Source organism: Kribbella sp. NBC_01245, from assembly GCF_036226525.1.
Taxonomy (GTDB): Bacteria; Actinomycetota; Actinomycetes; order Propionibacteriales; family Kribbellaceae; genus Kribbella.
The window spans coordinates 8,413,475-8,437,252 of record NZ_CP108487.1; the positions used below are offsets into that span (position 1 = coordinate 8,413,475).

The 23,778-nt window shown below is 68.2% G+C and carries 20 protein-coding genes; 13 read left to right on the forward strand and 7 right to left on the reverse strand.

Translation table 11 applies throughout. The annotated features are described in order from the left end of the window. Positions 1–256: 256 nt before the first annotated feature. On the reverse strand, positions 257–1,432 hold the full coding sequence (locus OG394_RS38755) for an RNA-guided endonuclease InsQ/TnpB family protein (RefSeq protein WP_328992331.1): 1,176 nt from the start codon (positions 1,430–1,432) through the stop codon (positions 257–259). A gap of 98 nt (positions 1,433–1,530) precedes the next feature. Between OG394_RS38755 and ligA the strand changes: the two genes are divergently transcribed. From ligA to OG394_RS38770, 3 genes are all read left to right on the forward strand, one after another. Then, positions 1,531–3,660, forward strand: a complete 2,130-nt coding sequence (gene ligA, locus OG394_RS38760) for an NAD-dependent DNA ligase LigA (protein ID WP_328992333.1) — start codon at positions 1,531–1,533, stop codon at positions 3,658–3,660. A 103-nt stretch (positions 3,661–3,763) separates the two neighbouring features. After that, the gene (locus OG394_RS38765; RefSeq protein WP_328992334.1) at positions 3,764–5,158 is read left to right on the forward strand and encodes a hypothetical protein; all 1,395 of its coding nucleotides are present in this window, start codon (positions 3,764–3,766) and stop codon (positions 5,156–5,158) included. Then, entirely contained in the window at positions 5,158–5,391 is a 234-nt protein-coding gene (locus OG394_RS38770) for a hypothetical protein (protein WP_328992335.1), read from the forward strand. The genes OG394_RS38765 and OG394_RS38770 overlap by 1 nt, the downstream gene beginning before the upstream one ends. A gap of 26 nt (positions 5,392–5,417) precedes the next feature. On the opposite strand, the gene OG394_RS38775 is transcribed toward OG394_RS38770, so the two are convergent. Next, complete coding sequence (locus tag OG394_RS38775; protein WP_328992336.1) at positions 5,418–6,068, reverse strand: ACT domain-containing protein; 651 nt, start codon at positions 6,066–6,068, stop codon at positions 5,418–5,420. Between the two features lie 381 nt (positions 6,069–6,449). Between OG394_RS38775 and gatC the strand changes: the two genes are divergently transcribed. From gatC to gatB, 3 genes are read left to right on the forward strand one after another with little or no spacing between them, the layout of a single operon-like run. Further along, positions 6,450–6,749, forward strand: a complete 300-nt coding sequence (gatC, locus tag OG394_RS38780; protein ID WP_328992337.1) for an Asp-tRNA(Asn)/Glu-tRNA(Gln) amidotransferase subunit GatC — start codon at positions 6,450–6,452, stop codon at positions 6,747–6,749. Beyond that, a complete protein-coding gene (gene gatA / locus OG394_RS38785) occupies positions 6,749–8,254 on the forward strand; it encodes an Asp-tRNA(Asn)/Glu-tRNA(Gln) amidotransferase subunit GatA (protein WP_328992338.1) in 1,506 nt (501 codons plus the stop codon). The genes gatC and gatA overlap by 1 nt, the downstream gene beginning before the upstream one ends. Beyond that, positions 8,251–9,753: an Asp-tRNA(Asn)/Glu-tRNA(Gln) amidotransferase subunit GatB gene (gatB, locus tag OG394_RS38790; protein WP_328992339.1), complete on the forward strand. Its 1,503-nt coding sequence runs from the start codon at positions 8,251–8,253 to the stop codon at positions 9,751–9,753. Before gatA ends, gatB begins: the two co-directional genes overlap by 4 nt. A gap of 22 nt (positions 9,754–9,775) precedes the next feature. On the opposite strand, the gene OG394_RS38795 is transcribed toward gatB, so the two are convergent. Beyond that, on the reverse strand, positions 9,776–11,251 hold the full coding sequence (locus OG394_RS38795) for a hypothetical protein (RefSeq protein WP_328992340.1): 1,476 nt from the start codon (positions 11,249–11,251) through the stop codon (positions 9,776–9,778). A gap of 160 nt (positions 11,252–11,411) precedes the next feature. Here OG394_RS38795 and OG394_RS38800 point away from each other — a divergent pair, with 160 nt between their 5' ends. Next, complete coding sequence (locus tag OG394_RS38800; protein WP_328992341.1) at positions 11,412–12,110, forward strand: NPCBM/NEW2 domain-containing protein; 699 nt, start codon at positions 11,412–11,414, stop codon at positions 12,108–12,110. Here OG394_RS38800 and OG394_RS38805 read toward each other — a convergent pair. The 3 genes from OG394_RS38805 to OG394_RS38815 all read right to left on the reverse strand — a co-directional run bounded on the left by OG394_RS38805 (position 12,101) and on the right by OG394_RS38815 (position 15,991). Continuing rightward, positions 12,101–13,273, reverse strand: coding sequence for a PQQ-dependent sugar dehydrogenase (locus OG394_RS38805; RefSeq protein ID WP_328992342.1), 1,173 nt, complete (start codon positions 13,271–13,273; stop codon positions 12,101–12,103). The genes OG394_RS38800 and OG394_RS38805 overlap by 10 nt on opposite strands. Positions 13,274–13,346: 73 nt before the next feature. Further along, positions 13,347–14,639 (reverse strand): class I SAM-dependent methyltransferase, encoded by a 1,293-nt coding sequence (locus tag OG394_RS38810; protein WP_328992343.1) that lies wholly within the window; start codon positions 14,637–14,639, stop codon positions 13,347–13,349. After that, positions 14,636–15,991, reverse strand: coding sequence for an FAD-binding oxidoreductase (locus tag OG394_RS38815; protein ID WP_328992344.1), 1,356 nt, complete (start codon positions 15,989–15,991; stop codon positions 14,636–14,638). Before OG394_RS38815 ends, OG394_RS38810 begins: the two co-directional genes overlap by 4 nt. Positions 15,992–16,090: 99 nt before the next feature. Between OG394_RS38815 and OG394_RS38820 the strand changes: the two genes are divergently transcribed. The 3 genes from OG394_RS38820 to OG394_RS38830 are packed head-to-tail and all read left to right on the forward strand — an operon-like array spanning position 16,091 to position 18,433. Continuing rightward, a complete protein-coding gene (locus OG394_RS38820) occupies positions 16,091–17,020 on the forward strand; it encodes a 2-hydroxyacid dehydrogenase (protein WP_328992345.1) in 930 nt (309 codons plus the stop codon). A gap of 40 nt (positions 17,021–17,060) precedes the next feature. After that, the gene (locus OG394_RS38825; RefSeq protein ID WP_328992346.1) at positions 17,061–18,149 is read left to right on the forward strand and encodes a WD40/YVTN/BNR-like repeat-containing protein; all 1,089 of its coding nucleotides are present in this window, start codon (positions 17,061–17,063) and stop codon (positions 18,147–18,149) included. Next, on the forward strand, positions 18,149–18,433 hold the full coding sequence (locus tag OG394_RS38830) for a ubiquitin-like small modifier protein 1 (protein ID WP_328992347.1): 285 nt from the start codon (positions 18,149–18,151) through the stop codon (positions 18,431–18,433). Before OG394_RS38825 ends, OG394_RS38830 begins: the two co-directional genes overlap by 1 nt. Here OG394_RS38830 and OG394_RS38835 read toward each other — a convergent pair whose 3' ends face one another. Beyond that, a complete protein-coding gene (locus OG394_RS38835) occupies positions 18,434–19,240 on the reverse strand; it encodes a metal-dependent hydrolase (RefSeq protein WP_328992348.1) in 807 nt (268 codons plus the stop codon). It abuts the gene before it with no gap. Between the two features lie 149 nt (positions 19,241–19,389). On the opposite strand from OG394_RS38835, the gene ilvD reads away from it, so the two are divergent. From ilvD to ilvN, 3 genes are all read left to right on the forward strand, one after another. Then, positions 19,390–21,087, forward strand: coding sequence for a dihydroxy-acid dehydratase (ilvD, locus tag OG394_RS38840; protein WP_328992349.1), 1,698 nt, complete (start codon positions 19,390–19,392; stop codon positions 21,085–21,087). 264 nt (positions 21,088–21,351) lie between these two features. Next, positions 21,352–23,097, forward strand: coding sequence for an acetolactate synthase large subunit (locus OG394_RS38845; RefSeq protein ID WP_328992350.1), 1,746 nt, complete (start codon positions 21,352–21,354; stop codon positions 23,095–23,097). 2 nt (positions 23,098–23,099) lie between these two features. Beyond that, complete coding sequence (ilvN, locus tag OG394_RS38850; protein ID WP_442914260.1) at positions 23,100–23,756, forward strand: acetolactate synthase small subunit; 657 nt, start codon at positions 23,100–23,102, stop codon at positions 23,754–23,756. Positions 23,757–23,778: the final 22 nt, after the last annotated feature.

Below are 23,778 nucleotides of genomic sequence, written 5' to 3' on the forward strand. Positions count from 1 at the left end.
ATAGAACGCCCACCCGCCCGACCATGTGAGCCCACGCTCCACGTCCGCCGTCCTTCAGCCGCGGGTGGTCCCGACATGACGTGCCCGCTCCCGGGATTTGAGCACGAGTGGACGCGTCAGCCGTGATCGCTCGCGGATGGTTCAAAGGTGACCACTGGCGGCAGACGCCGTACTTGTGGGCGTGGGATGGGTGTGGTGGCGGTAGGTTTTGGCTTTGACGTCCTCCCCTGCTTGGGGGGCGGGGGATTCCAGCCCACTACGCGGAGGTAGCGAGATGAGGTTCACGCTTCAACGGCACAGACCTCGTGCCTCGGCGTGCGGTCACGGCCCGTCCGGCCGCGATGTTCCTAGCTGCATTCACATCAGCGTGCGCGGTGTGCCCGCAGGCGAGGCATCGGAACACCGCTTGGCTCTCGCGGTTCTCCGACGCGCAATGCCCGCACTCTGCGCACGTCTGACTCGTAAACCTTGGGTTGACCCTCTCGACCCGGCCCGGCGCCTTGTGTTCAAGACGCTGGACCAGCAGTCCCCAGCCGTTGGCGAGGATGCCCCGGTTCAGCCCGGCCTTCTGCCGGACGTTGCGGCCCGGCTGCTCGATGGTGCTGCGAGCCGAACGGGTCATGTTCGCGATCTTGAGGTCCTCGACCCCGATCACGTCGAACCGGCGGGCCAGGGCGGTGCTGATCTTCTCGACCCAATCCTTGCGCCGAGCCGTCTCCCGAGCCTTGATCTGGGCGATCGCCACCTTCAACCGGGTGCGCCGGTTCGACCCGCGCCGGCACCGCGCGAACTGCTGTTGCAGCCGCTTCAACCGGGCCTGTTCGGTAGCGCGCAGCCCCGGGCACATGAGCAGCACGCCGGTGGACAGTGCTGCCGACACGGCAACACCCCGGTCCATGCCGACCACCTCGCCCGTTCCGGGTGCCGGGATCGGGTCGGGGATGGTGGCGAAGGCGATGTGCCACCGGCCTATCCGGTCGCGGGTGATCCGGTACGACTTCGCGTCGGGTATCTGCCGGGACCAGCGGAACTTGATCCAGCTGGCTTTCGGCACCAGCACCCGGCCCCATTTACGGTTCAACCGTTCCACTCGTTGGGCTTGTGGCCCGACGATGCGGAATCCCTCGTGCCGGCCGGCGCTGCGCCACGTCGGCCTGGAGTGAGTGCCGCCCCAGTAGTTCCGCCAGGCTTGGTCGAGGTCGCGCAGTGCTTGTTGTTGTACCGTCTGCGACCCGGCCGCCAGCCACGGTTCCGCCGCGCGGGCCTCGGTCAGTTGCGCTGCCTGGGCCACGTACCCGGGGGTGGGCGGCCGCCCTGGTCGCCACATCAGCCGTTGTTCCAGTCCGAGGTTCCACATGTACCGGGCGTGCGCACAGTGTCCCAGCAGCGCGGTCTCCTGCGCGGGGGTTGGGACAAGCCGGTACCTGGACATGCCACTAATGGTGGCGGCTGCCACCGACACTTTTCTGAAGGGAGGAACCGGCGCTACCACCCCGCCCTCGAGGACGGGGCTTCCGCGCCGGATCACCTATGAGTGCGGAGATCCCTGAGACGTTGGCCGCCGAGCGGCCTGAGCCCTCGCCCGCGGTGCGCGAGCGGCTTGCGGAGTTGAGCCAGCTGATCGAGGAGCACCGCTGGCGGTATTACATGGGCAGCTCGACGATCTCCGACGCGGACTTCGACGCCTTGATGCATGAGCTGGAGGGCATCGAGGCGGAGTATCCGGAGTTGCGTACGCCGGATTCGCCCACCCAGAAGGTCGGCAGCGCGATCGCCACCTTGTTCACCCCGGTGCAGCATCCGGTCCGGATGGAGAGCCTCGACAACGCGTTCTCCGCCGAGGAGATGGACTCCTGGGCCAAGCGGCTCGAGCGTGAGGTCACGGCCGGCCAGATCCACGACAGCGGGTTCCTCTGCGAGCTCAAGGTGGACGGCCTCGCGATGGACCTGGTGTACGAGAATGGCCGGCTCGTCAGCGGTGCCACTCGCGGCGACGGGCGGACCGGCGAGGACGTCACCCCCAACGTCAAGACCATCAAGAACATCCCGAATCAGCTGACCGGTGACGACATCCCGGAATTTCTCGAGGTCCGCGGCGAGGTCTACTTCCGCGTCGAGGATTTCCAGGAGCTGAACGCGCAGCTCGTCGAGGCGGGCAAGGCCCCCTTCTCGAACCCGCGCAACGGTGCCGCCGGATCGCTACGGCAGAAGGATCCGCGCGTTTCGGCGCAACGGCCGCTGCGATTTGTCGTGCACGGCCTCGGCAAGGTCGACGGCTACCACGTCGCGCGGCTCTCCGAGGCGTACGACAGCCTCAAGGCCTGGGGGCTGCCGGTCAGCGACCGGGTCAAACGCGTCACGACACTCGCCGAGGTCAACGAGTTCATCGCGTACTACGGGGAGAACAGGCACTCCGTCGACCACGAGATCGACGGCGTCGTGGTCAAGGTCGACGAGGTCAACCTCCAGCGCGCGCTCGGATCCACCTCGCGGGCGCCGCGCTGGGCCATCGCGTACAAGTACCCGCCGGAGGAGGTGACCACCAAGCTGCTCGACATCGATGTGAACGTCGGGCGCACCGGCCGGGTCACACCGTTCGGGGTGATGGAGCCGGTCCGGGTGGCCGGGTCGACCGTGGAGTTCGCCACCCTGCACAACCAGCAGGAGGTCAAACGCAAGGGCGTACTGATCGGCGACACCATCGTGCTGCGCAAGGCCGGTGACGTCATTCCGGAGATCCTCGGCCCGGTGGTGGATCTGCGCGACGGCACCGAGCGCGTCTTCATCATGCCGACGAACTGCCCTGCCTGCGGCACCGAGCTGCGCCCGGAGAAGGAGGCGGATATCGACATCCGCTGCCCGAACGCCCGGTCCTGCCCGGCCCAATTGCGTGAGCGTCTCTTCCACCTCGCCGGGCGTTCGTCGTTCGATATCGAGGTGCTCGGCTTCAAGGCGGCCGACGCGCTCATCACGGATGGCCTGATCGTCGACGAGGGCGACCTGTTCGGGCTGACCGAGGAGCAGTTGAGCCGCAGCGCGTTCTTCACCACCAAGGCCGGCACGCTCTCGGCGAATGCGGGCCGCCTGCTCACCAATCTCGAACAGGCCAAGACCAAACCGCTCGCCCGGGTGCTCGTCGGGCTGAGCATTCGCCATGTCGGGCCGACCGCCGCACAGGCTTTGGCCGCGGCGTACGACGACATCGAGGCCATCGCCGCCGCGAGCGAAGAGGAGCTCGCCCAGGTCGAGGGCGTCGGGCCGACCATCGCGACCGCGGTGATCGAGTGGTTCACCGTGGATTGGCATCGCGAGATCGTGGCGAAGTGGCGGGCCGCCGGCGTGGTAATGCGGCAGGAGGAGACCGGGCCGGGCCTGCCGAAAACGCTGGCCGGGTTGTCGATCGTCGTCACCGGCACGGTCGAGGGCTACAGCCGCGACGAGGCGACCGAGGCGATCACAGATCGCGGTGGCAAGGCGGCCAGTTCGGTGTCGAAGAAAACCTCGTTCGTGGTGGTCGGTGATTCGCCCGGATCCAAGTACGACAAGGCCGTTCAGCTGGGGGTGCCGATCCTCGACGCGGCCGGTTTCGGCGTGCTGCTGGCGGACGGTCCGGAGGCCGCAGCGGCGGTGGTGACCAATCCACCGGCTGAGACGCCTTAAACTGCGCCCAAATCGTTGACGGAACTCGTGGGATCCACCGGCCACGCTGATCCGTCGGACTGTTAGTTTCGACCCGACCAGTGGTTTTTTTGAAGGAGCGCATATGACGACGCCGCCGCAGGGGCCGTGGGGTCCTGGGCAGCCGGGGGGACAACCGGGAGGACAGCCGGGTCAGGGTGGCTGGGGACAGCAGCCCGGCCAGCCGCCTCAGGGTCAGCCCGGACAGACGCCTCAAGGCGGTGGCTGGGGCGGTCAGCAGCCCCCGGCACAGGGCGGCGGCTGGGGCCAGCAGCCAGGTCAGCAGCCGGGCCAACAGCCCGGCCAGACGCCGGGTTACGGCGGCTACAGCCAGCAGCCGTGGGGCCAGCAGGGTCAGCAGCCGGGCGGTCAGTCCGGCTGGCAGCAGCAGCACAGCCAGCAGCCGTGGTCGCCGGGCGGTCAGCCGCCGAGTGGTGGCGGCAACAAGAACCTGTTCATCATCGGTGGCGCTGTCGCCGGTGTGCTGGTCATCGCGCTGATCATCTTCGGCGTGATCAAGCTGACCGGTGGTGAGGAGCCGACCAGCAACCCGACCCCCGGCCCGACCGCGACCGACCCGTCCGCGAACCCGACCACGGATCCGAGTGGCGACCCGAGCACCCAGCCGAGTGGGCAGCCGAGCGGCCAGCCCACCGGCCAGCCGCTGGGCAATGCGACCGGCCAGGCCAAGAACGCGACCGACAAGCTGACGGCCGCCGGCTACGAGTGCAGCGACCTGTTCAACGGGCCGCAGGGCGCTCACCGCGGCTGCTTCAATTTCGCCGGTACGACGGAGGCCGAGGTCCGCTTCCAGTTCCAGCCCGACGGCGTGATCATGGGTGTGAGCATGCGCACCTATGACCGCGAGAACGTCAACAACGGAGCGAAGGCCTTCGACACCGCGCTCAACGGTCTCGCGGCCGAGGCCTTCGGCGCCGACCTGCAGAAGGTCCGGGCGGCCGTCGCCTCCGGGCAGAAGTCGGCCGACGTCGAGATCGGCTGGGGTGACCTCAGCCTCTCCAACAGTGGCGACAGCTTGCGGCTGCGTGGCCACAAGGACGGCACCGACGAGCTGCAGATCCCGAAGAAGCAGCTCGAGACCAGCGAGGCCGATCTGCAGGCCGCGCTGAAGGGCAAGGGCTACGAGTGCACCTCGTCGTGCAGCAAGAGCTTCGGCGACTACGGCCGGCAGCGGATCTACACCTACGCCTCTCAGGGCAGCAACATCCGCACGCTGGACCTCAGCGTCAGCGGTGACACCGCGCAGACCAAGGCGGCCTTCCCGGCCGTGCAGGCTGACGCGTTCGCGGCGGCGAAGGGTGCCGACCTGGGTGCCATCCAGGCCTGGGTCAAGGCCCACAGCGACGGCAAGAGCCACGTCGCCTACGTGAACGGCTGGCGGGTCGAGCTGCTGAACCGGGACCGCGGCGAGTCCCTCTCCATCGACCTCAACATCGACAACGAGTCGTACTACACCTGATGAGCGACAACGGCGAGCTCCAGCCGCCTCAAGAGCAGCCGGGCCTAGTGGCCCGGCCGCCTGAGGAGGCGGCTGGGCGCGTCGCTAACGGTGGGCCGTGGGGGCCGACGGATTTCGAACTGCCGGACCCCCGCGGCGACCAGTTCCCGGTCTTGATGGTCTCGGTGGTCGGCGGCCTGGTGCTGGTCCTACTGGTGGGCGTGCTGACGATCTTCTACTTCAACCTCACCTGAAAGCTGAAAGACCGAAAACCGAACGGTCAGCCGATGCCGGAGCGGATCGCGACGGCGAGGCTAGCCAGGTAGCTCAACCGAGCCACCTCGGACCCGAGGAACTCCGGTCCACCCCGACGCCCGATCACCAGGATCCGGCGATCCGAGTCCAGCGGTGCCGCAACCAGCACGGATTCGGCCAGTCCCTGGCCTTCCGGGGCCGACAAGGCGGTCGCCCGCTCCATCGGCAGCCACTTCTCGGCGATCTCCTTGCCGAACTGCGGCGTCGCACTCGTCTCGAGCGCGACCTTGACCTCACTGCCGGTGCCGTCGATCAAGGCGGCCCAGTCGGCATGGAGCACCGCGGGCGCCTGCTCGACCAGGATGTCGATCGCCTCGGCCGGAGCGGACGTCATCTGCTCAACGGCCTCGAGGTCCATGTGCAGCCCGCCACCGGCGCCGTACCTGGAGAACCAGATCACCTCGACGTCGGGCACGCTGTTACACGCGGAGACGAGGCGGTCGGGCAGCACGCCGGGCGGCAGATCGACGACGACATCGTCGACGGCCGTAGCGTTCTCGCGGCGGTGCTCGACGATCTCGATCGCATGAATGTCGGCACCAACCTCGCCAAGAGCGGAAGCCACGGTGCCGAGCGAACCGGGGCGGTCGGGAAGGATTACACGCAGCAGGAACACCGACCGATCATCTCCCACCGAAAAACCCCGCGCGTTACGCCCTGTCGCGGCCAATGTTACAGAGCGGGACCCGTTTCCGCGCAGTCGCTCTCATCAGGTGGTCAAATTCGCGCCATCCCAGGCGGGGGAAAAGTAGTCGTCGACGACTGGTGGCCTGCGTCAGAGGCTCGTGCCCCAGCTCCGGCGCCCAGGCACGCACCTCGCGGCGTTGTCGTCGGGTCACAATCGAAAAAGATTGCTCCCCTCCTCCGCCTTGCGATGCACGCACCTGAACACCGGAGCTGGGGCACGAGCCTCTGACGCAGGCCACTAGGATGAACCGGTCCGCACTCACTACCGGCGGGCCGTCAAGCTTCGCGTTTCGACCATTGGACCATCTCCATGTCATCGATTACCCGTGACGAGGTCGCGCACCTCGCGCGCCTGGCGCGGATCGAGCTCACCGATGACGAGCTCGACCACCTCGCTCCGCAACTCGATCTGATCATCGGCTGGGTCGCGCACGTCAGCGACGCGGCGGCCGGCGACATCCGGCCGACCTCGCATGCGCTGCCGCTGACCAACGTGATGCGCGCGGACGTCAACGTTCCGTGCCTCACCCCCGAGCAGGCGCTCTCCGGCGCGCCCGCCGCCGAGGACCAGCGCTTCCGGGTGCCGCGGATCCTGACCGAGGAGGCGTGATGACCGACCTGACCCGCAAGACCGCCGTCGAGCTGTCCGAGCTGATGGCGTCCGGCCAGACCAGTTCGGTGGAGATCACCCAGGCCCACCTGGACCGGATCGCCGCCGTCGACGGTGCCGTGCACGCGTTCCTGCACGTCGACACCGAGGGCGCGCTCGCGCAGGCCGCCGCGGTCGACGCCAAGCGCGCCGCGGGGGATGACCTCGGCCCGCTCGCCGGTGTGCCGCTGGCGCTGAAGGACGTGCTCGCCCAGGAGGGTGTGCCGACCACGGCCGGTTCGAAGATCCTCGAGGGCTGGAAGCCGCCGTACGACGCGACCGTGGTGAGCCGTCTGCGCGCCGCCGGCATCGTCATCCTCGGCAAGACCAACATGGACGAGTTCGCCATGGGCTCCAGCACGGAGAACTCGGCGTACGGCGTGACCCACAACCCGTGGGACCTCTCCCGTATCCCGGGCGGTTCCGGTGGCGGCTCTTCGGCGGCCCTCGCGTCGTACGAAGCGCCCCTGGCCATCGGCACCGACACCGGCGGCTCGATCCGTCAGCCCGGTTCCGTCACCGGCACGGTCGGGATCAAGCCGACGTACGGCGGGACCTCGCGCTACGGGCTGATCGCGCTCGCGTCGAGCCTGGACACGCCCGGCCCGTGCGCCCGTACGACGCTGGATGCGGCGCTCTTGCACGAGGTCATCGCCGGGTATGACCCGCGCGACTCGACGTCGATCAACGAGCCCGTGCCGCCGGTCGTCGAGGCCGCGCGCCGTGGCGACGTGCAGGGCATGCGCATCGGTGTCGTCAAAGAGCTCGGTGGCGAGGGCTACCAGCCGGGTGTCGAGGCGCGGTTCCACGAGGCGGTCGAGCTGCTGACCAAGCTCGGCGCCGAGGTGGTCGAGGTCTCGTGTCCCAACTTCGAGTACGCCTTGCCCGCGTACTACCTGATCCTGCCGAGCGAGGCCTCGTCCAACCTGGCCAAGTTCGACGCGATGCGGTTCGGCCTGCGCGTCGGCGACGACGGGGTGAACGACGCGGAGAAGGTGATGGGCCTGACCCGGGCGGCCGGTTTCGGTGCCGAGGTCAAGCGCCGGATCATGCTCGGCACGCACGCGCTCTCGAGCGGTTACTACGACGCGTACTACGGTCAGGCCCAGAAGGTCAGGACCCTGATCGTGCAGGACTTCGAGCGCGCCTTCCAGCAGGTCGACGTGCTGGTCTCGCCGTCGACGCCGACCACCGCGTTCCCGATCGGCGAGCGGGTCAACGATCCGATCGCGATGTACAAGAACGACCTGTGCACCATCCCGACGAACCTGGCCGGTAACGCCGCGGCCTCGTTCCCCTGCGGCCTCGCGGATGAGGACGGCCTGCCGGTCGGCTTCCACGTGATGGCGCCGGTGCTGCGCGACGAGCGGCTCTACACCGTCGGCGCCGCGCTCGAGTCGGCCCTGGCCGAACAGTGGGGTGGCACGTTGATGTCCAAGGCTCCGGAGCTGGAGGTCTCCCGATGACTGTCACCGCTGAAGTGCTGGACATCGACACCGCGCTCGCGACGTTCGACCCGGTGATGGGCCTCGAGGTCCACGTCGAGCTGAACACCAAGTCGAAGATGTTCTGCGGCTGCCCGACCGAGTTCGGCGCCGAGCCGAACACGCAGACCTGCCCGGTCTGCCTCGGTCTGCCGGGCGCGTTGCCGGTGGTGAACGCGCGCGCCGTCGAGTCGGCCATCAAGATCGGTCTCGCGCTGAACTGTGAGATCGCCGAGTGGTGCCGCTTCGCCCGGAAGAACTACTTCTATCCGGACATGCCGAAGAACTTCCAGACCTCGCAGTACGACGAGCCTATCGCCTTCAACGGCTGGACCGAGGTGGTCGTCGACGGCGAGACGTACCGGATCGAGATCGAGCGCGCGCACATGGAGGAGGACACCGGCAAGTCCCTCCACGTGGGTGGCGCGACCGGCCGGATCCACGGCGCCTCGCACTCGCTGGTCGACTACAACCGCGCCGGTATTCCGCTGATCGAGATCGTCACCAAGACCATCGAGGTCCCCGGTGACAAGGCGGCCGCCGTCGCGAAGGCGTACGTCAGCATGTTGCGCGACCTGCTGCTGGCGCTCGACGTGTCCGACGTCCGGATGGACCAGGGCTCGCTGCGCTGCGACGCGAACGTCTCGCTCAAGCCGCGCGGTTCTTCAACGTTGGGGACGCGGACCGAGACCAAGAACGTGAACTCGTTCCGTTCGGTCGAGCGCGCGGTGACGTACGAGATCACCCGGCAGGCGGCGATCCTGACCGGCGGCGGCAAGATCATCCAGGAGACCCGCCACTGGCATGAGGACACCGGTATCACCACGGCCGGCCGGGAGAAGTCGGACGCCGAGGACTACCGGTACTTCCCCGAGCCCGACCTGGTTCCGGTCGCGCCCTCGCGGGAGTGGGTCGAGCAGCTGCGTGGCACCCTGCCGGAGCAGCCCGCGCTGAAGCGGGCGCGGCTGCAGAAGGAGTGGGGTTTCACCGATCTGGAGATGCGCGACGTCGTCAACGGCGGCGTGCAGACCCTGCTGGAGCAGACCATCGCGCTCGGTGTCGCCCCGGCGGCGGCCAAGAAGTGGTGGCTCGGTGAGCTCGCCCGTGCGGCGAACGAGGCCGGTCAGGACATCGACAGCCTCGGGGTCGGCCCGGCCGAGGTCGCGGCCGTGCAGCAGTTGGTCGACGCCGGCGAGCTGAACGACAAGCTGGCCCGGCAGGTCTTCGACGGCCTGGTCAAGGGTGAGGGCACGCCCGCGGAGATCGTCGCCGCCCGCGGTCTCAAGCTCGTCTCGGACGACTCGGCTCTACAGGCCGCCGTCGACAAGGCGATCGAGGCCAACCCGGATGTGGTCGAGAAGGTTCGTTCCGGCAAGCCCGCCGCCGCCGGTGCGCTGATCGGCGCGGTGATGAAGGACATGCGCGGTCAGGCCGACGCCGCCAAGGTCCGCGAGCTCGTCAACGCCAAGCTCGGTATCTAAAGAAAGGTGACCAGCGGTGCCATCAGAGCATCGCGCCGCTGGTCACCTCGCCGGGCAGGTTGAGCCACCACCCGGCGATCCCGCGTGCCTTTGCCGGTAGCGTCGTGTCGTCGCGAATGGCGCGCACGGCGAGCCACTCACGAGTGGTGCCCGCGCCATAGGCAAGGCCTTCCAGTACGTCGGAACAGCCCTGGCTCTTGTCCCGGCGCCACCGATTGGCCTGCCGCTCGATCGCGGCCAGCCAGTACGTCGGCGAGGTGCTGCCGCCGATATGCGCGAGCGCGAACGCGGCCGACTGAGCCACCTCGGTTGGAACGCCTTCCGCCATCACCAGCCGCTCGGCCAATCGGCGTTCGGCCGGTCCGCCCAGCAGTTGCAACGCGCTGAGCAGGTCGGCCGCCCACGCGGGCTGATCCGGAATCGTCCGGCCGCTGGTCAGCTCGATCGCCAACGCCCGGGCCAAGGCCGGCTTGTACGGCGTCGCGGCCAGCAGGGTGGTCGCGATCAACTGTGCGTCCGACAACGGGTGGAACAGCATGTCGGCGACCATGACCGGCAGGATCGGGTCGTGTAACGGCTGGTCCAGCCGGCCGAGGCACAGGTTCACGATCCGGCTCACCACAATCTCTTCGCGGCGGAGCGTATCGGCCGACTTCGGCGCCGGCGGCGAACCGGTCAACGCCCGCTGGACCGCGGCAACGGCCGGACCTTGCGGCAACTCGCGGGTGAGCTCGACGATCCGGCGTCGCTGCGTGGGAGTGAAATGACCCGCCTTGAGTTTGCGGATCGTGCCGCGCAGGGCGCCGAGTTGTGCGGCCGGGTTGGACGGATTCTCCAGCTGGGTGAGGATGCCGCTGTTCGCATCGGCATGACCGGTGTTGTCGAGCACGCTCACCACTTCGACGAATCCCTGGCCGATCGTCTCCCGGCCGAACGTCACGCACGCGTCGATGGCTGCCGCCTGCCCGGCCGGATGGGCCATCATCCGGTTGAACGCCTCGAACCGGCGATGCCAGTTCAGCCCGTCCGCGATCCGCATCTCGCTCAGCAGCCGCTCGGTCATCCGTGCCCAGGTCCGCCGGGACAAGTAGATCCCCGGGTCCGCCGCGAGCGCCGCGGTGAGGTCATCCCAGTCGTGCCCGGTCATCGCCCCCTCGTCGGCGACGGCGGCCAGCAGCACGTCCAGCCGCGGATCGTTGACCTCGCGATGTGGCGGCCGGGTGAGCGTCGGCTCGGATCGTCGTTCGGCGGACCAATAGCGGTTCATCGTGTCGAGCACTGCGACCAGGGAGTTCGGCTCGAGTTCGAGGACGTCCTCATAGCGTCGTACGGCGCTGTGGGGTGCCGCGAGAATGCCCGCCTCCCAACGCGAAACCGTGCCCGGCGTGACGCCGTGGGCGCGGGCCATCGCGGCCATCGTGCGGTACTTCGGACTGCCCCCAAGCGTGCGAGTGCTGCGCAGCAACCAGCCTGCCAGCACCCGTGGACGTACCCCCATGGTCGTCACATCGTGTAACCGGCCCAATGCGTTACCACCAGTCTCAGCTGCTGGCAAGCGATGTTGCGTAAGCCGGTGGATCGCGCAACAACGCGCCCGCTCGCGAGTTGGCGGACACAGGCTGGATGCTCTCAGTCCGCCCTGCCCGAGGAGCACCCCGATGTCGGTCAAGGAGAAGTCGGTCCCGGCCAAGAAGGCCGAAGATCGCTGGCATCGCCATCCGGTCTTCGTCGGCGGCGTGGTCGCCCTGCTCACCGCGCTGATCGGCATCGTTTCAACCCTGATCGCGGGTAAGACCGGAAACCTGCCCGAAGCCCTTTCGCCGACGCCGTCCTTCACGACCGTGACCATTCCCGGCCCGACGACGACCGTTGCCGGCCCCACGGTCACCACGACGACCACGGCCACGGTGACGATCACACCGGTCGGCACCATCGACACGGCGGCCCCTCCGGTCGCCGCGAAGCTCACCGCGTTGACGTCCAATGATGGCTGGGAGGACGGGCCGCTGGAACTGAACGGCAGCCCGTACGGCGACTCGGTCCGGTCCGGCCTGAGTACGTGCCGGCAGACCAAGACGAGTACCTGGCGGATGTCGCGCGACTACGCGAAACTCACCACGACCGTCGGCCTGACGGATGACTCGGCGCCGGACCTCCGGGTGCAGTTCCGGGCGTACGTCGATGGGCGGAGCGTTCTCACGCCGGTGAACCTGACCAAGGGCACGACCCGGAAACTCGAGATCCCTCTCAACAAGGGTCTCGACCTCAAACTCGAGATCGCGATGATCGCCGGGAACAAGAACACTTGCAGCATCCAGGGGTACGGCGTGTGGGCGGACCCGACCGTCTACCCCTGAGTGACGGTCAGCCGAAGGATGCGGTCGTCGCCGTCGCGTGGGTCGGCCCGGCCGTCCGTGTTGGAGGTGGTGAGCCAGAGCGACCCGTCCGGCGCGGTCTCGACGGTACGAAGCCGGCCGAGCTGGTTCGTCAGGTAGGCGACGGGTTCACCGGTCCGGCGGCCGGCGTTGTCGACCGGGATGGCCCAGAGCCGTTCGCCGCGTAGGCCCGCCATGAAGATGTTGCCCTGGGCAAAGGCGATCCCCGAGGGCGAGGCGACGTCCACGGTCCACTGGGCGATCGGATTCGTCATCCCGTCGAGCGACTCGATGCCCTCGGCTGCGGGCCAGCCGTAGTTCGCGCCGGCCTTGATCGCGTTCAACTCGTCCCACTCGTCCTGCCCGAACTCCGCGGCGTACAACTGGTTGCCCCCGAAAGCCAGCCCTTGCACGTTGCGATGGCCCTTGCTGAACACGGGGGAGCCGGCCCGGGGATTGCCGGGGGCAGGCTGGCCGTCGCCGGTGATGCGCAGGATCTTGCCGCCGAGCGTGTTGTCGTTCTGGGCGTTCTCGCGCTCCCGGCCGTCACCCGTGCCGACGTACAGGAAGCCGTCCGGGCCGAACTTGATCCGGCCGCCGTTGTGCACCGCGGACATCGGAATGCCCTCGAAGATGACGCGTGGTTCGGTGATCTGGTTGTTCCGCCAGGTGAAGCGCGCGATCCGGTTGTCGTCGCCGGTGCTGTAGTAGGCGTAGACGTACGGCCGGGTCGCGAACTTCGGGTCGACCGCCAGCCCGAGCAGGCCGCCCTCCGACGATGGATCGACGTCCGGTACCGTGCCGACCTCGGACACCTGGCCGCCCACGATCCGCTTCACCTTCGCCGAATCCCGCTCGGCCACCAACGCCGACTTGTCGGGCAAAAACGCCAAGCCCCACGGCACTTCCAGCCCTGTCGCCACCGTGCCGGCGACCACGACCTTGGCTGCCTTGCCCGGCCCGCTGCTCGCCGTAGGCGTCGACGGCGTCGAGGGCTTCGGGGACGTCGTCGATGGCGGCGGCTCGGTTGAAGGCGTCAACGTGGTCGTCCGCCCAGGCGTCGGCGACGCCTCGCCGTCACCGCCGGAACAACCAGTCGCGACCAACGCCATGGCGACCGCACCCCAGATAACCCGCCGACTCATCCGCCCGAGCACCTTCCGTTGGAAACCGAGAGCCCCACGGTAGCCACCTGGACCGAAAGCCGGGCGTAAGCGGTCAGCTCAGCCAGGTCGGCCGGAGCGGGAAGTCGGAGGTGGCGTCGGGGTGGAGTTTTACGGCGAGGACTTGGTGGAGTTGCACCTCGTTGCGCTCGAAGCCGACCCGGCAGGCGGCCAGGTAGAGCCCCCAGACCTTGGCGGTGGCCGGCCCGACCTCTTCGACGGCCTCATCCCAATGGGCCTGAAGATTGTCGGACCAGGCGGCAAGGGTCTTGGCGTAGTGCTCGCGCAGGTTCTCCGAATGCCGGACCTCGAAACCGGTGTCCTGCATTTCGGTGATGATCCGGCCCGATCCGGTCAGCTCGCCGTCCGGGAAGATGTAGCGGTCGATGAACGCGCCGGTCGGGCGCAGCCGGTTGTCGGACCGCGTGATGCTGTGGTTGAGCAGGCGCCCGCCCGGCTTGAGCCGCTCCAGCAGGAAACCGAAGTACGACGGGTAGTTCCGGATGCCGATGTGCTCGGTCAGACCGATCGAGCTGATCGCGTCGAACTCCCGCTCCGGCACATCGCGGTAATCCCCGAACCGCACCTCCGCCACACCACCCAGGCCGTCGCGCTCGATCGCCGAGCGGGCCCAAGACGCTTGCTCCGAGGACAACGTCACCCCGAGCGCCTGGACGCCGTACTCGCGAGCCGCATGCCGGACCATGCCACCCCAGCCGCAACCCACGTCGAGCAGGCGCATGCCTGGTTTGAGGTCGAGCTTGCGGGCGACCAGGTCGAACTTCTCCGTCTGGGCCTGCTCCAGCGTCGCGTCATCGCTGGGGTAAACCGCGCAGGTGTACGCCATCGACGGGCCGAGAACCCACTCGTAGAACGTGTTCGACACGTCGTAGTGGTGGTGGATCGCGGCCCGATCGCGGGTCTTCGAATGCCGCAGGCCCTCGAACGTACGCCGCCAGCGGGGGAGGTGCTCCTGCGGCGGAGGTGGCGGCGGCTTGAGGTGGTTCCAGCCCAGACCGCGGACGATTCGCAAGGCCTCCGCGGGCGTTGGGCGCTGGAACGACAACTGGCGCAGCATCAACCGCATCAGCTCGTACGGATTGGCCGGGTGCGAGCCCTCGATCTCGAGGTCGCCCGCGACATACGCACGGACCAGGCCGAGATCGCCGGGGGCGGTCAGGATGTACGACAGGCCGCGCTCGTTGGCGAGGTGCATGTGCACGGCCGCGTCCTCGGGACCGGCCGAGCTTCCGTCGTACGCCGTGAAGCGGAACGGCAGACCGGCCGGGGTCACGGCGGTCAGGGCATCCGCGATCAATACCTGAGTCGGGTTCATCGTCGCCGTCATCGGCGCGTCACCGCCTTCTCGTAAAGCCCGGTCAACCGGGACTGCGGGTCGTAGCGTTCTTTCACCTCTGCCAGGGCCGGCACGTTGTAGAGCCGGTCGAACGTCTCCCGGTCGTAGTAAGCGTCCGAGTAGAGCGATTTGTGCCCATCGAAGTCGGCGACGGCGGCCTCGATCTTGCGGTTCACGTCGCCGTCGTGAGCACCTGGCGCGATCGCCACCGTGCCCCAGAAGCCGACGTTGACGTACGTCTCGCCCGGCTTGAGCGGGTAGAGCGGCCAGTCCGCCTTAGCCCGCAGCGGGCACAGCCAAACCGGCCGCATCCCGACCTCGGCGTCGAACCAGCGCAGGAATCCCGCCAGCCGGTCGAGCGGGATCTCGACATCCTGGACCACGCGTTCGCGCGGCGGTTTGCCCTTGCGGGCGTCGAGCTTGGCCGCGATGTGCCAGCGGTTCTCCAGCCCGATCAGCTTGTGGAAGACGTCGCTGCGTCGGAATCGCTTCGGCCACAAGCGCCGTACGTAAGGGTTCTGCACGCCGAACGCCGAGGAGCACCAGAACCAGTCGGTGTCCCAGCGCCAGAGGTAGTCGTTGGCGGTCAACGTATCTTTCGATCGTTGCCGGATCGACCGATAGAAGATGTGCTGACCCGTGTAGTCGCTGGTCTTCGTCACGGCATCGCTGTTCCGCCCGAGGGTCAGGTAGGCCTCGTCCGGGCTGAAGGCCACACCGTCGAGGAAATGCACCGGCTCGTCGCGGTACTTGCCCTCAGCAATGATCTCGGCGATCACCTCTGCCAGGTCGTCCAGGGCGACGGGGATATGCCGGAGCGCGACGTACGGCGAGATGCGGTCGAGGTCGATCCGGAGCCGGGTGGCGTATCCCAGCGAGCCGTAGGAGTTCGGGAAAGTGCGGAACAAGTCGGCGTGCTCGTTGTCCGGCCGGGCAGTCACGATCTCCCCGGCACCGGTGAGGATGTCCATCTCGACGACGGACTCGTGCGGCAGCCCCTCGCGGAACGAGGACGACTCGATGCCGAGGCCGCTCACCGCACCGCCGAGGGTGATCGTGCGCAACTGCGGCACGACCTTGGGGGTGAGGTTGTACGGCAGGGTGGCCGCGACCAGGTCCTCGTACGTGCACATGCCCTGGACATCCGCCGTACGGGCCTCGGCGTCGATCGAGATCACGCCGGTCAGACCGGATACGTCGAGCCCTGGGGTGTCCACCGCCGTTCTGGGCCGGAACAGGTTGGAACTGCGCTTCGCGAGACGGACCGGCCGGCCCAGGGGAATCTGCCGGTACGACGCCCGAAGCTGCTCGACTGCCGAACCGTGGTCCATTGTCGGAGGCACCTAACCAGAGTACGACGCGGTGCCCCGTCCCGGCAGGCGTTTTCCACAAGGCGGCCCACCTGTTCGGAAACTGTCGGAGGGCGCGGGTAAGTTGCTGACATGGCTGACGATGTGAAGACGTTGCTCCCCTGGCAGGACCCGGATGCGTTCCTCGGTGGCATGCCGAGCGGGTTCGACGTCCGGTTTTACGCCGGTGGCCCGCGGCCGGAAGGGCTCGACGAGATCGAGTTCTACGTGCCGCACTACATGGGCGGGCAAGAGGTCGTCGAGGTGATCGCGGACATGCCCGCGCTCAAGGTGGTGCAGACGCAGACCGCCGGTTTTGAGAACGTGCTGCCCTTCCTCGGGGAGGACGTGACGCTGTGCAATGCGCGCGGGGTGCACGACGCCTCGACCGCCGAGATCACGGTGGCGCTGATTCTCGCGTCGTACCGGCGGATCCCGCGCGCCGTGCGGAACCAGGGCGAGCAGATCTGGCCGCCGTATGACGGGCCCGACGACTCGCTCGCGGACCGGACCGTGCTGATCCTCGGTTATGGCTCGATCGGGGAGGCGCTGGAGCGGCGGCTGGCCGGGTTCGAGTGCGACGTGGTCCGGGTGGCGCGGCGTGCTCGCGAGGGTGTGCACCCGATCGAGGAGCTGCCGGCACTGCTGCCGAAGGCCGACGTGGTGGTGTTGCTGACGCCCGCGACCGAGCAGACGAAGGGCATGGTCGACGCCAAGTTCCTGGGCCAGCTCAAGGACGGCGCCCTGCTGGTGAACGTTGCTCGTGGTGTCGTGGTGAACACGGACGACCTCGTCGCGGAGCTGACCACCGGCCGGATCCGGGCCGCCCTGGATGTCACCGACCCCGAGCCATTGCCTGCCGGCCACCCGTTGTGGTCGGCTCCGAATGTGTTGATCAACCCGCATCGCGGCGGCGCCTCCACGGCCTTCGCACCGCGGGCTGCCCGGCTGGTGCGCGCCCAGCTGGAGCGATATGCCAAAGGAGAACCACTGATCAACGTGGTGGCGGGGCCGCCGCGTTAGTGGTCCGTTAACGATCCACTCGACCTGAGAAAGGACAACGATGTCCGAGGCCGTACTGCTGATCGGGACCAAGAAGGGTCTCTGGATCGGTCACAGCGATGCCGAGCGCCGGGAGTGGAAGCTAACCGAGCCAGCCTTCGAGATGCAGGGAATCTACTCCGTCGGTATCGATACCCGCGGTGATCGGCCTCGTCTGTTCGTCGGCGGGACCAGTGAGCACTGGGGCCCGGCGGTGTTCCACTCCGACGACCTGGGTCAGACCTGGGACGAGCCACCGCAGGGATCGATCACGTTCCCGGCCGACGCGGAGGCCTCGCTCGAGCGGGTCTGGCAGATCCAGCCGGGTCCGCTGGCTGAGCCGGGTGTCGTCTACGCGGGCGCGCAACCGTCGTCACTGTGGAAGTCGACCGATGGGGGAGTGACGTTCGAGCTCGTCCGCGCACTCTGGGACCACCCGCACCGCAAGGACTGGGGTGCCGGTTTCGGCGGCCAGGCGATCCACAGCGTGCTGCCGCATCCCGACGACCCGAACCAGGTCACCGTCGCGATGTCGACCGGCGGGGTCTACCGCACCACCGACGGCGGCCAGAGCTGGCATCCGTCCAACCACGGCATCTCGGCGTACTTCATGCCCGATCCGAACCCCGAGTTCGGCCAGTGCGTGCACAAGATCGCGGCCCACCCGAGCCGTCCCGAGCGGCTGTTCGCGCAGAACCACCATGGCGTCTACCGCAGCGACGACGCCGGCGCCAGCTGGAAGTCGATCGCCGGCGGCCTGCCCTCGGACTTCGGCTTCCCGATCGTGGTGCACCCGCATGAGCCCGACACCGTTTACCTGTTCCCGTTGATTGCCGACGGCAACCGAATCCCGCCCGACGCGCGCTGCCGGGTCTACCGATCCCGCGATGCGGGCGAGACCTGGGAGGCTCTGTCCAACGGCCTTCCCGACGTCCCGTCGTATGCGCCGGTCCTGCGCGACGCGATGTGCGCCGACAACGCCGAGCAAGCCGGCGTGTACGTCGGAACGCGGGACGGCTGCGTCTACGCGAGCGCGGACGCGGGCGACACCTGGACCGAGGTGGCCCGCCATCTGCCCGACGTCCTGACCGTGCGCGCGGCGGTGGTCTGATGCCCGTCACCGTTCGCCTGCCGACGGTCTTGCGGCCGTTCGCCGGTGGTGCCGAGCGGGTCGAGGTCGACGTACCGGCCGAGGCGACGGTGGGTCGCGTCATCGAGGTGCTGGAGGTGGAGCACCCCGCCCTCCGCCGCCGCCTCACCGACGAACAAGGCGAGCTCCGGCGTCACGTCAACGTCTTCCTCGGCGACGACAACATCCGCGACCTCAACGCCCTCGACACCCCACTCCAAGACGGCGCCGAACTGCTGGTGCTCCCCTCAGTGGCAGGAGGCTAACTACGGCGTGGCCTGCTGGTCGGTGTAGGCGATGACCTGCGCGGCGAGATCCTGGACGATCGGGATCGCGCCGGGCAGGAGTAAGACGCCCGCGATCAGCAGGACCGGCGCGATGATCAATCGCTCGATCCAGCTGTCCGTGCTGAAGCGCAGCCCGCGCGGCGGGCGGATCTCGAACCAGGTCTCGCCGCGGATCGGCAGTGGCCAGAGCCAGGGGCAGCCCGAGCGGGTCAGGCTGTCGCCGAGGCAGTGCACGAACATGCCGACGGCGACCGCCGCGCCGATCCAGCTGCCGATCTGGTCGAAGCCGGCTTGCAGTGCGACGGCCGCATCCGCGCCGGGCAGGTGCGAGCCGGACACGGTCCAGAAGGCGGCCGCCGCGACGACGAACAACAGCCAGTCGCCGAGCACATCCGCCGCCAGGATCAACCCGAACAACGCCACCCCGAACACGGCCCATTGCCCACCACTCGCACCGGCTCCGGCGGCGAGCCAGCCGAGCAACAACGCGGCGGCCAAGGTGTGGCTCGCATGCCGGTGTTTGCCGGTGCTGTCCTCATCGCGAGGGCCCTTGGTCGCGGCGTACAGGATCGAGGAGAAAGCCCGCACCGCACGGGAGATCAGGCCGGTGATCGGTCCGAGCAACCGGGACGCGCTCGCGCCCGTATGGTCGAGATCGGGCACCAGCGCATAGCCCGCGGTCGCGGCCGCGAACGGCACGATCTCCGCCATCGTGGTCAGGCCGACCATCGGCGCCACGGCCAGGCCCGCGACCCAACCGGACAAGGCATGTGAGCGACCCATCATCGGCCCTCACCACCGGAAATGCGCGTCACTCAGCAGCCCCTCTGTCGTTGTGCAAGAAGACGAATGCAGCGGCTGAGTATGTCAGCGAGCACCGACAGTTTTTGGTCCCGGATCCGCAGGCCCGCCTGCCTGGTCATACAGTGAGATGCATGTCCACGAATACTCCGTCTGGCACTCCCGACATCAAGCCCCGGAGCCGCGTCGTCACCGACGGGCTCGAAGCCACCGCCTCCCGGGGCATGCTCCGTGCCGTCGGCATGGGCGATGACGACTGGGTCAAGCCGCAGATCGGCGTAGCGTCCAGCTGGAACGAGATCACCCCGTGCAACCTCTCCCTCGACCGGCTCGCCAAGGCCGTCAAGGAAGGCGTGCACGCGGCCGGCGGGTATCCGCTGGAGTTCGGCACGATCAGCGTGTCCGACGGGATTTCGATGGGCCATGTCGGCATGCACTACTCGCTGGTGAGTCGCGAGATCATCGCCGACTCGGTGGAGACGGTCGTCGAGGCCGAGCGGCTCGACGGTTCGGTGCTGCTCGCGGGCTGTGACAAGTCGCTGCCGGGCATGCTGATGGCCGCCGCGCGTCTGGACGTGTCCTCGGTGTTCCTCTACGCCGGGTCGATCATGCCGGGCAAGCTCGGCGACAAGGACGTCACGATCATCGATGCGTTCGAGGCCGTCGGTGCATGCGCCCGTGGGCTGATCACCCGCGAGCAGGTCGACGCGGTCGAGCGCGCGATCTGCCCGGGCGAAGGCGCCTGCGGCGGCATGTACACCGCGAACACGATGGCCTCGGCCGCCGAGGCGCTCGGTATGTCGCTGCCGGGTTCGGCCGCGCCGCCCGCGGTGGACCGCCGCCGGGACGGGTTCGCCCGCAAGTCCGGTGAGGCCGTCGTCGAGCTGCTGCGCCAGGGCATCACCGCGCGCCAGATCCTCACTCGCGAGGCCTTCGAGAACGCGATCGCGGTCGTGATGGCGCTTGGCGGTTCCACCAACGCCGTACTGCATCTGCTGGCGATCGCGCGTGAGGCCGAGGTCGAGCTGACCCTGGACGACTTCAACCGGGTCGGCGACAAGGTCCCGCACCTCGGTGACCTGAAGCCGTTCGGGCGGTACGTGATGACCGATGTGGACCGCGTCGGCGGTATCCCGGTGGTCATGCGCGCGCTGCTCGACGCAGGGCTGCTGCACGGTGACGTGATGACCGTGACCGGCAAGACCATGGCCGAGAACCTCGCGACCATCAACCCGCCGGACGTCGACGGCACCATCATCCGCGCGCTGGACAAGCCGATCCACGGCACCGGCGGCATCACCATCCTCACCGGCACGCTGGCTCCCGAGGGCGCCGTCGTGAAGAGCGCGGGGTTCGACTCGGACGTCTTCGAGGGCACCGCGCGAGTGTTCGACGGCGAGCGTGGCGCGATGGACGCGGTCGAGGACGGCACGATGAAGGCCGGCGATGTCGTGGTCATCCGCTACGAGGGCCCGAAGGGTGGCCCGGGGATGCGCGAGATGCTCGCCGTCACCGGCGCGATCAAGGGCGCGGGCCTCGGCAAGGACGTGCTGCTGCTGACCGACGGCCGCTTCTCCGGCGGTACGACGGGCCTGTGCGTCGGCCACGTCGCCCCCGAAGCGGTCGACGGCGGCCCGATCGCCTTCGTCCGCGACGGCGACCGGATCACCCTCGACGTCAAGAACCGCACCCTCGAGCTGCACGTCGAGCCCGAGGAGCTCGAGCGCCGCCGCGAGGGCTGGACCCCGAAGGAGCCCGCCATCACCAAGGGCGTCCTCGGCAAGTACCGCCGCCTCGTCGGCTCCGCGTCTCAAGGCGCCGTCTGCATCTGAGGCGGTCAAACCCGCGCTGTAGAGTAAGACGCGAGTCTCACGGAGTGGGACGGACGTCCAGCAAGCTTGACCGGATCGAGGGGAGTCGGCAAAAGTGGCCGCATGCGAACGATTCTCCTCGTACTTGTGCGGCGCGCCGACTGACGCGACCACTGAGTCGAGCGCGCCCCCTTCAGCCACCTGGCGAAGGGGGTTTTTTGTTCCCTGGAAGCGTTCGCTGGACAGATTCTCCGGAGCTGGTGTGTATGAACAGGAAAGGCAGTCATGAGTGAGCAGCTGACCGGGGCACAGGCCCTGATCCGCGCATTGGAACATGCCGGTGTCGACACCGTCTTCGGCATTCCCGGGGGCGCGATCCTGCCGGCGTACGACCCGATGCTCGACTCCACCCAGATCCGCCACATCCTCGTACGGCACGAGCAGGGCGCTGGTCACGCGGCCCAGGGTTATGCCACCGCGACCGGTAAGACCGGCGTCTGCATGGCGACCTCCGGCCCGGGCGCGACCAACCTGGTCACCCCGATCGCGGACGCCTACATGGACTCGGTGCCGATGGTCGCCATCACCGGTCAGGTGGCCAGCAAGTCGATCGGTACGGACGCCTTCCAGGAGGCGGATATCCGCGGTATCACGATGCCGATCACCAAGCACAACTTCCTCGTCAACGACCCGAACGAGATCGCCGCGACCATCGCCGAGGCCTTCCACATCGCCTCCACCGGTCGTCCCGGTCCGGTCCTGGTGGACGTGACCAAGGACGCGATGCAGGCCAAGGTCGACTTCCACTGGCCAACCGAGCTGTCGCTGCCCGGGTACCGCCCGGTCACCCGGCCACATCCCAAGCAGGTGCGCGAGGCGGCCCGGCTGATCGCGGCGTCCGAGAAGCCGGTGCTGTACGTCGGTGGTGGCGTGCTCAAGGCCAAGGCCCACGAGGAGCTGAAGGAGCTGGCCGAGCTGCTCGGCCTCCCGGTGGTCACCACGCTGATGGCCCGCGGCGCGTTGCCCGACAGCCACGACCTGCACTTCGGGATGCCCGGCATGCACGGCTCGGTCTCGGCCGTCGGCGCGCTGCAGAGGTCCGACCTGCTGATCTGTCTGGGTGCGCGTTTCGACGACCGGGTGACCGGACAGTTGGAGTCGTTCGCCCCCGAGGCGAAGGTCATTCACGCCGATATCGACCCGGCAGAGATCGGCAAGAACCGGGTCGCCGATGTGCCGATCGTGGGCGACTGCCGCGAGGTGATCATCGACCTGATCGCGGCGCTGAAGACCGAGATCGCGAACGGCCCGACCCCGGACTACTCGGCTTGGCGCGGTCTGCTCGAGTCGGTGCGCGCGAAGTACCCGGTCGGGTACGACGAGCCGGAGGACGGCACTCTCTCCCCGCAGTACGTGATCCAGCGGATCGGCCAGATCGCCGGCCCGGACGCCATCTACACCTCCGGGGTCGGGCAGCACCAGATGTGGGCGGCGCACTACCTGCCGTTCGAGAAGCCGAACCACTGGCTGAACTCGGGTGGTCTCGGCACCATGGGCTACTCGGTGCCGGCCGCGATGGGCGCGAAGGTCGCCCGGCCGGACAAGACGGTCTGGGCGATCGACGGTGACGGCTGCTTCCAGATGACCAACCAGGAGCTCGTCACCTGCGCGCTGGAGAACATCCCGATCAAGGTCGCGGTGATCAACAACCAGTCGCTGGGCATGGTCCGGCAGTGGCAGACGCTGTTCTACGACAAGCGTTACTCCAACACCGACCTGCACTCCGCGCGCATTCCCGACTTCGCCAAGCTGGCCGAGGCGATGGGTTGTGTCGGCCTGCGCTGCTCCGACCGGGACTCGGTCGACGCCACCATCGAGAAGGCGATGGCCGTCACCGACAGCCCCGTGGTGGTCGACTTCGTCGTGCACCGCGACGCGATGGTCTGGCCGATGGTTGCCGCCGGCACCAGTAATGACGACATCCAGATCGCCCGCAATATGGCGCCCAAGTGGGACACGGAGGAGCTGTAACCATGTCCAAGCACACGCTGTCGATTCTGGTCGAGAACAAGCACGGCGTCCTGGCCCGCGTGGCCGCACTGATTTCCCGGCGGGGCTTCAACATCGACTCGCTCGCGGTCGGTCCGACCGAACACCCCGAGGTGTCCCGGATGACCATCGCGGTGAGCGTTGACGAGCAGCCGCTGGAACAGATCACCAAACAGCTCAACAAGCTGATCAACGTGATCAAGATCGTCGAACTCGAGCCCGCCGCCACCGTGCAGCGCGAACTGCTGCTGGTGAAGGTGAAAGCGGACACCCTGAGCCGGGGACAGGTGCTGGAGACCGTCCAGCTGTTCCGGGCCAAGGTGGTCGACGTGGCACCCGACGCGATCACCATCGAGGCGACCGGTAATCCCGAGAAGCTCGAGGCGATGCTGCGCGTGCTGGAACCCTTCGGCGTGCGGGAGCTGGTCCAGTCCGGCATGGTCGCGATCGGCCGGGGCAGCCGCTCCATCACCGATCGCACGTTGCGGCCGGTGCCGGTGCCGCCGCCGCATGTGGCCACCGGCGCACCCGCGCTGCAGGCCCGGCCGGCGCCGCCGAACTCCACCCCGCATCCGCCGCACCACCCGGTGCCGACGCCGCCGCCGGGTCACCGCGCGGCTCCGCAATCCGCACAGGCATAACAAAAATTCTCAGAGGGAGACG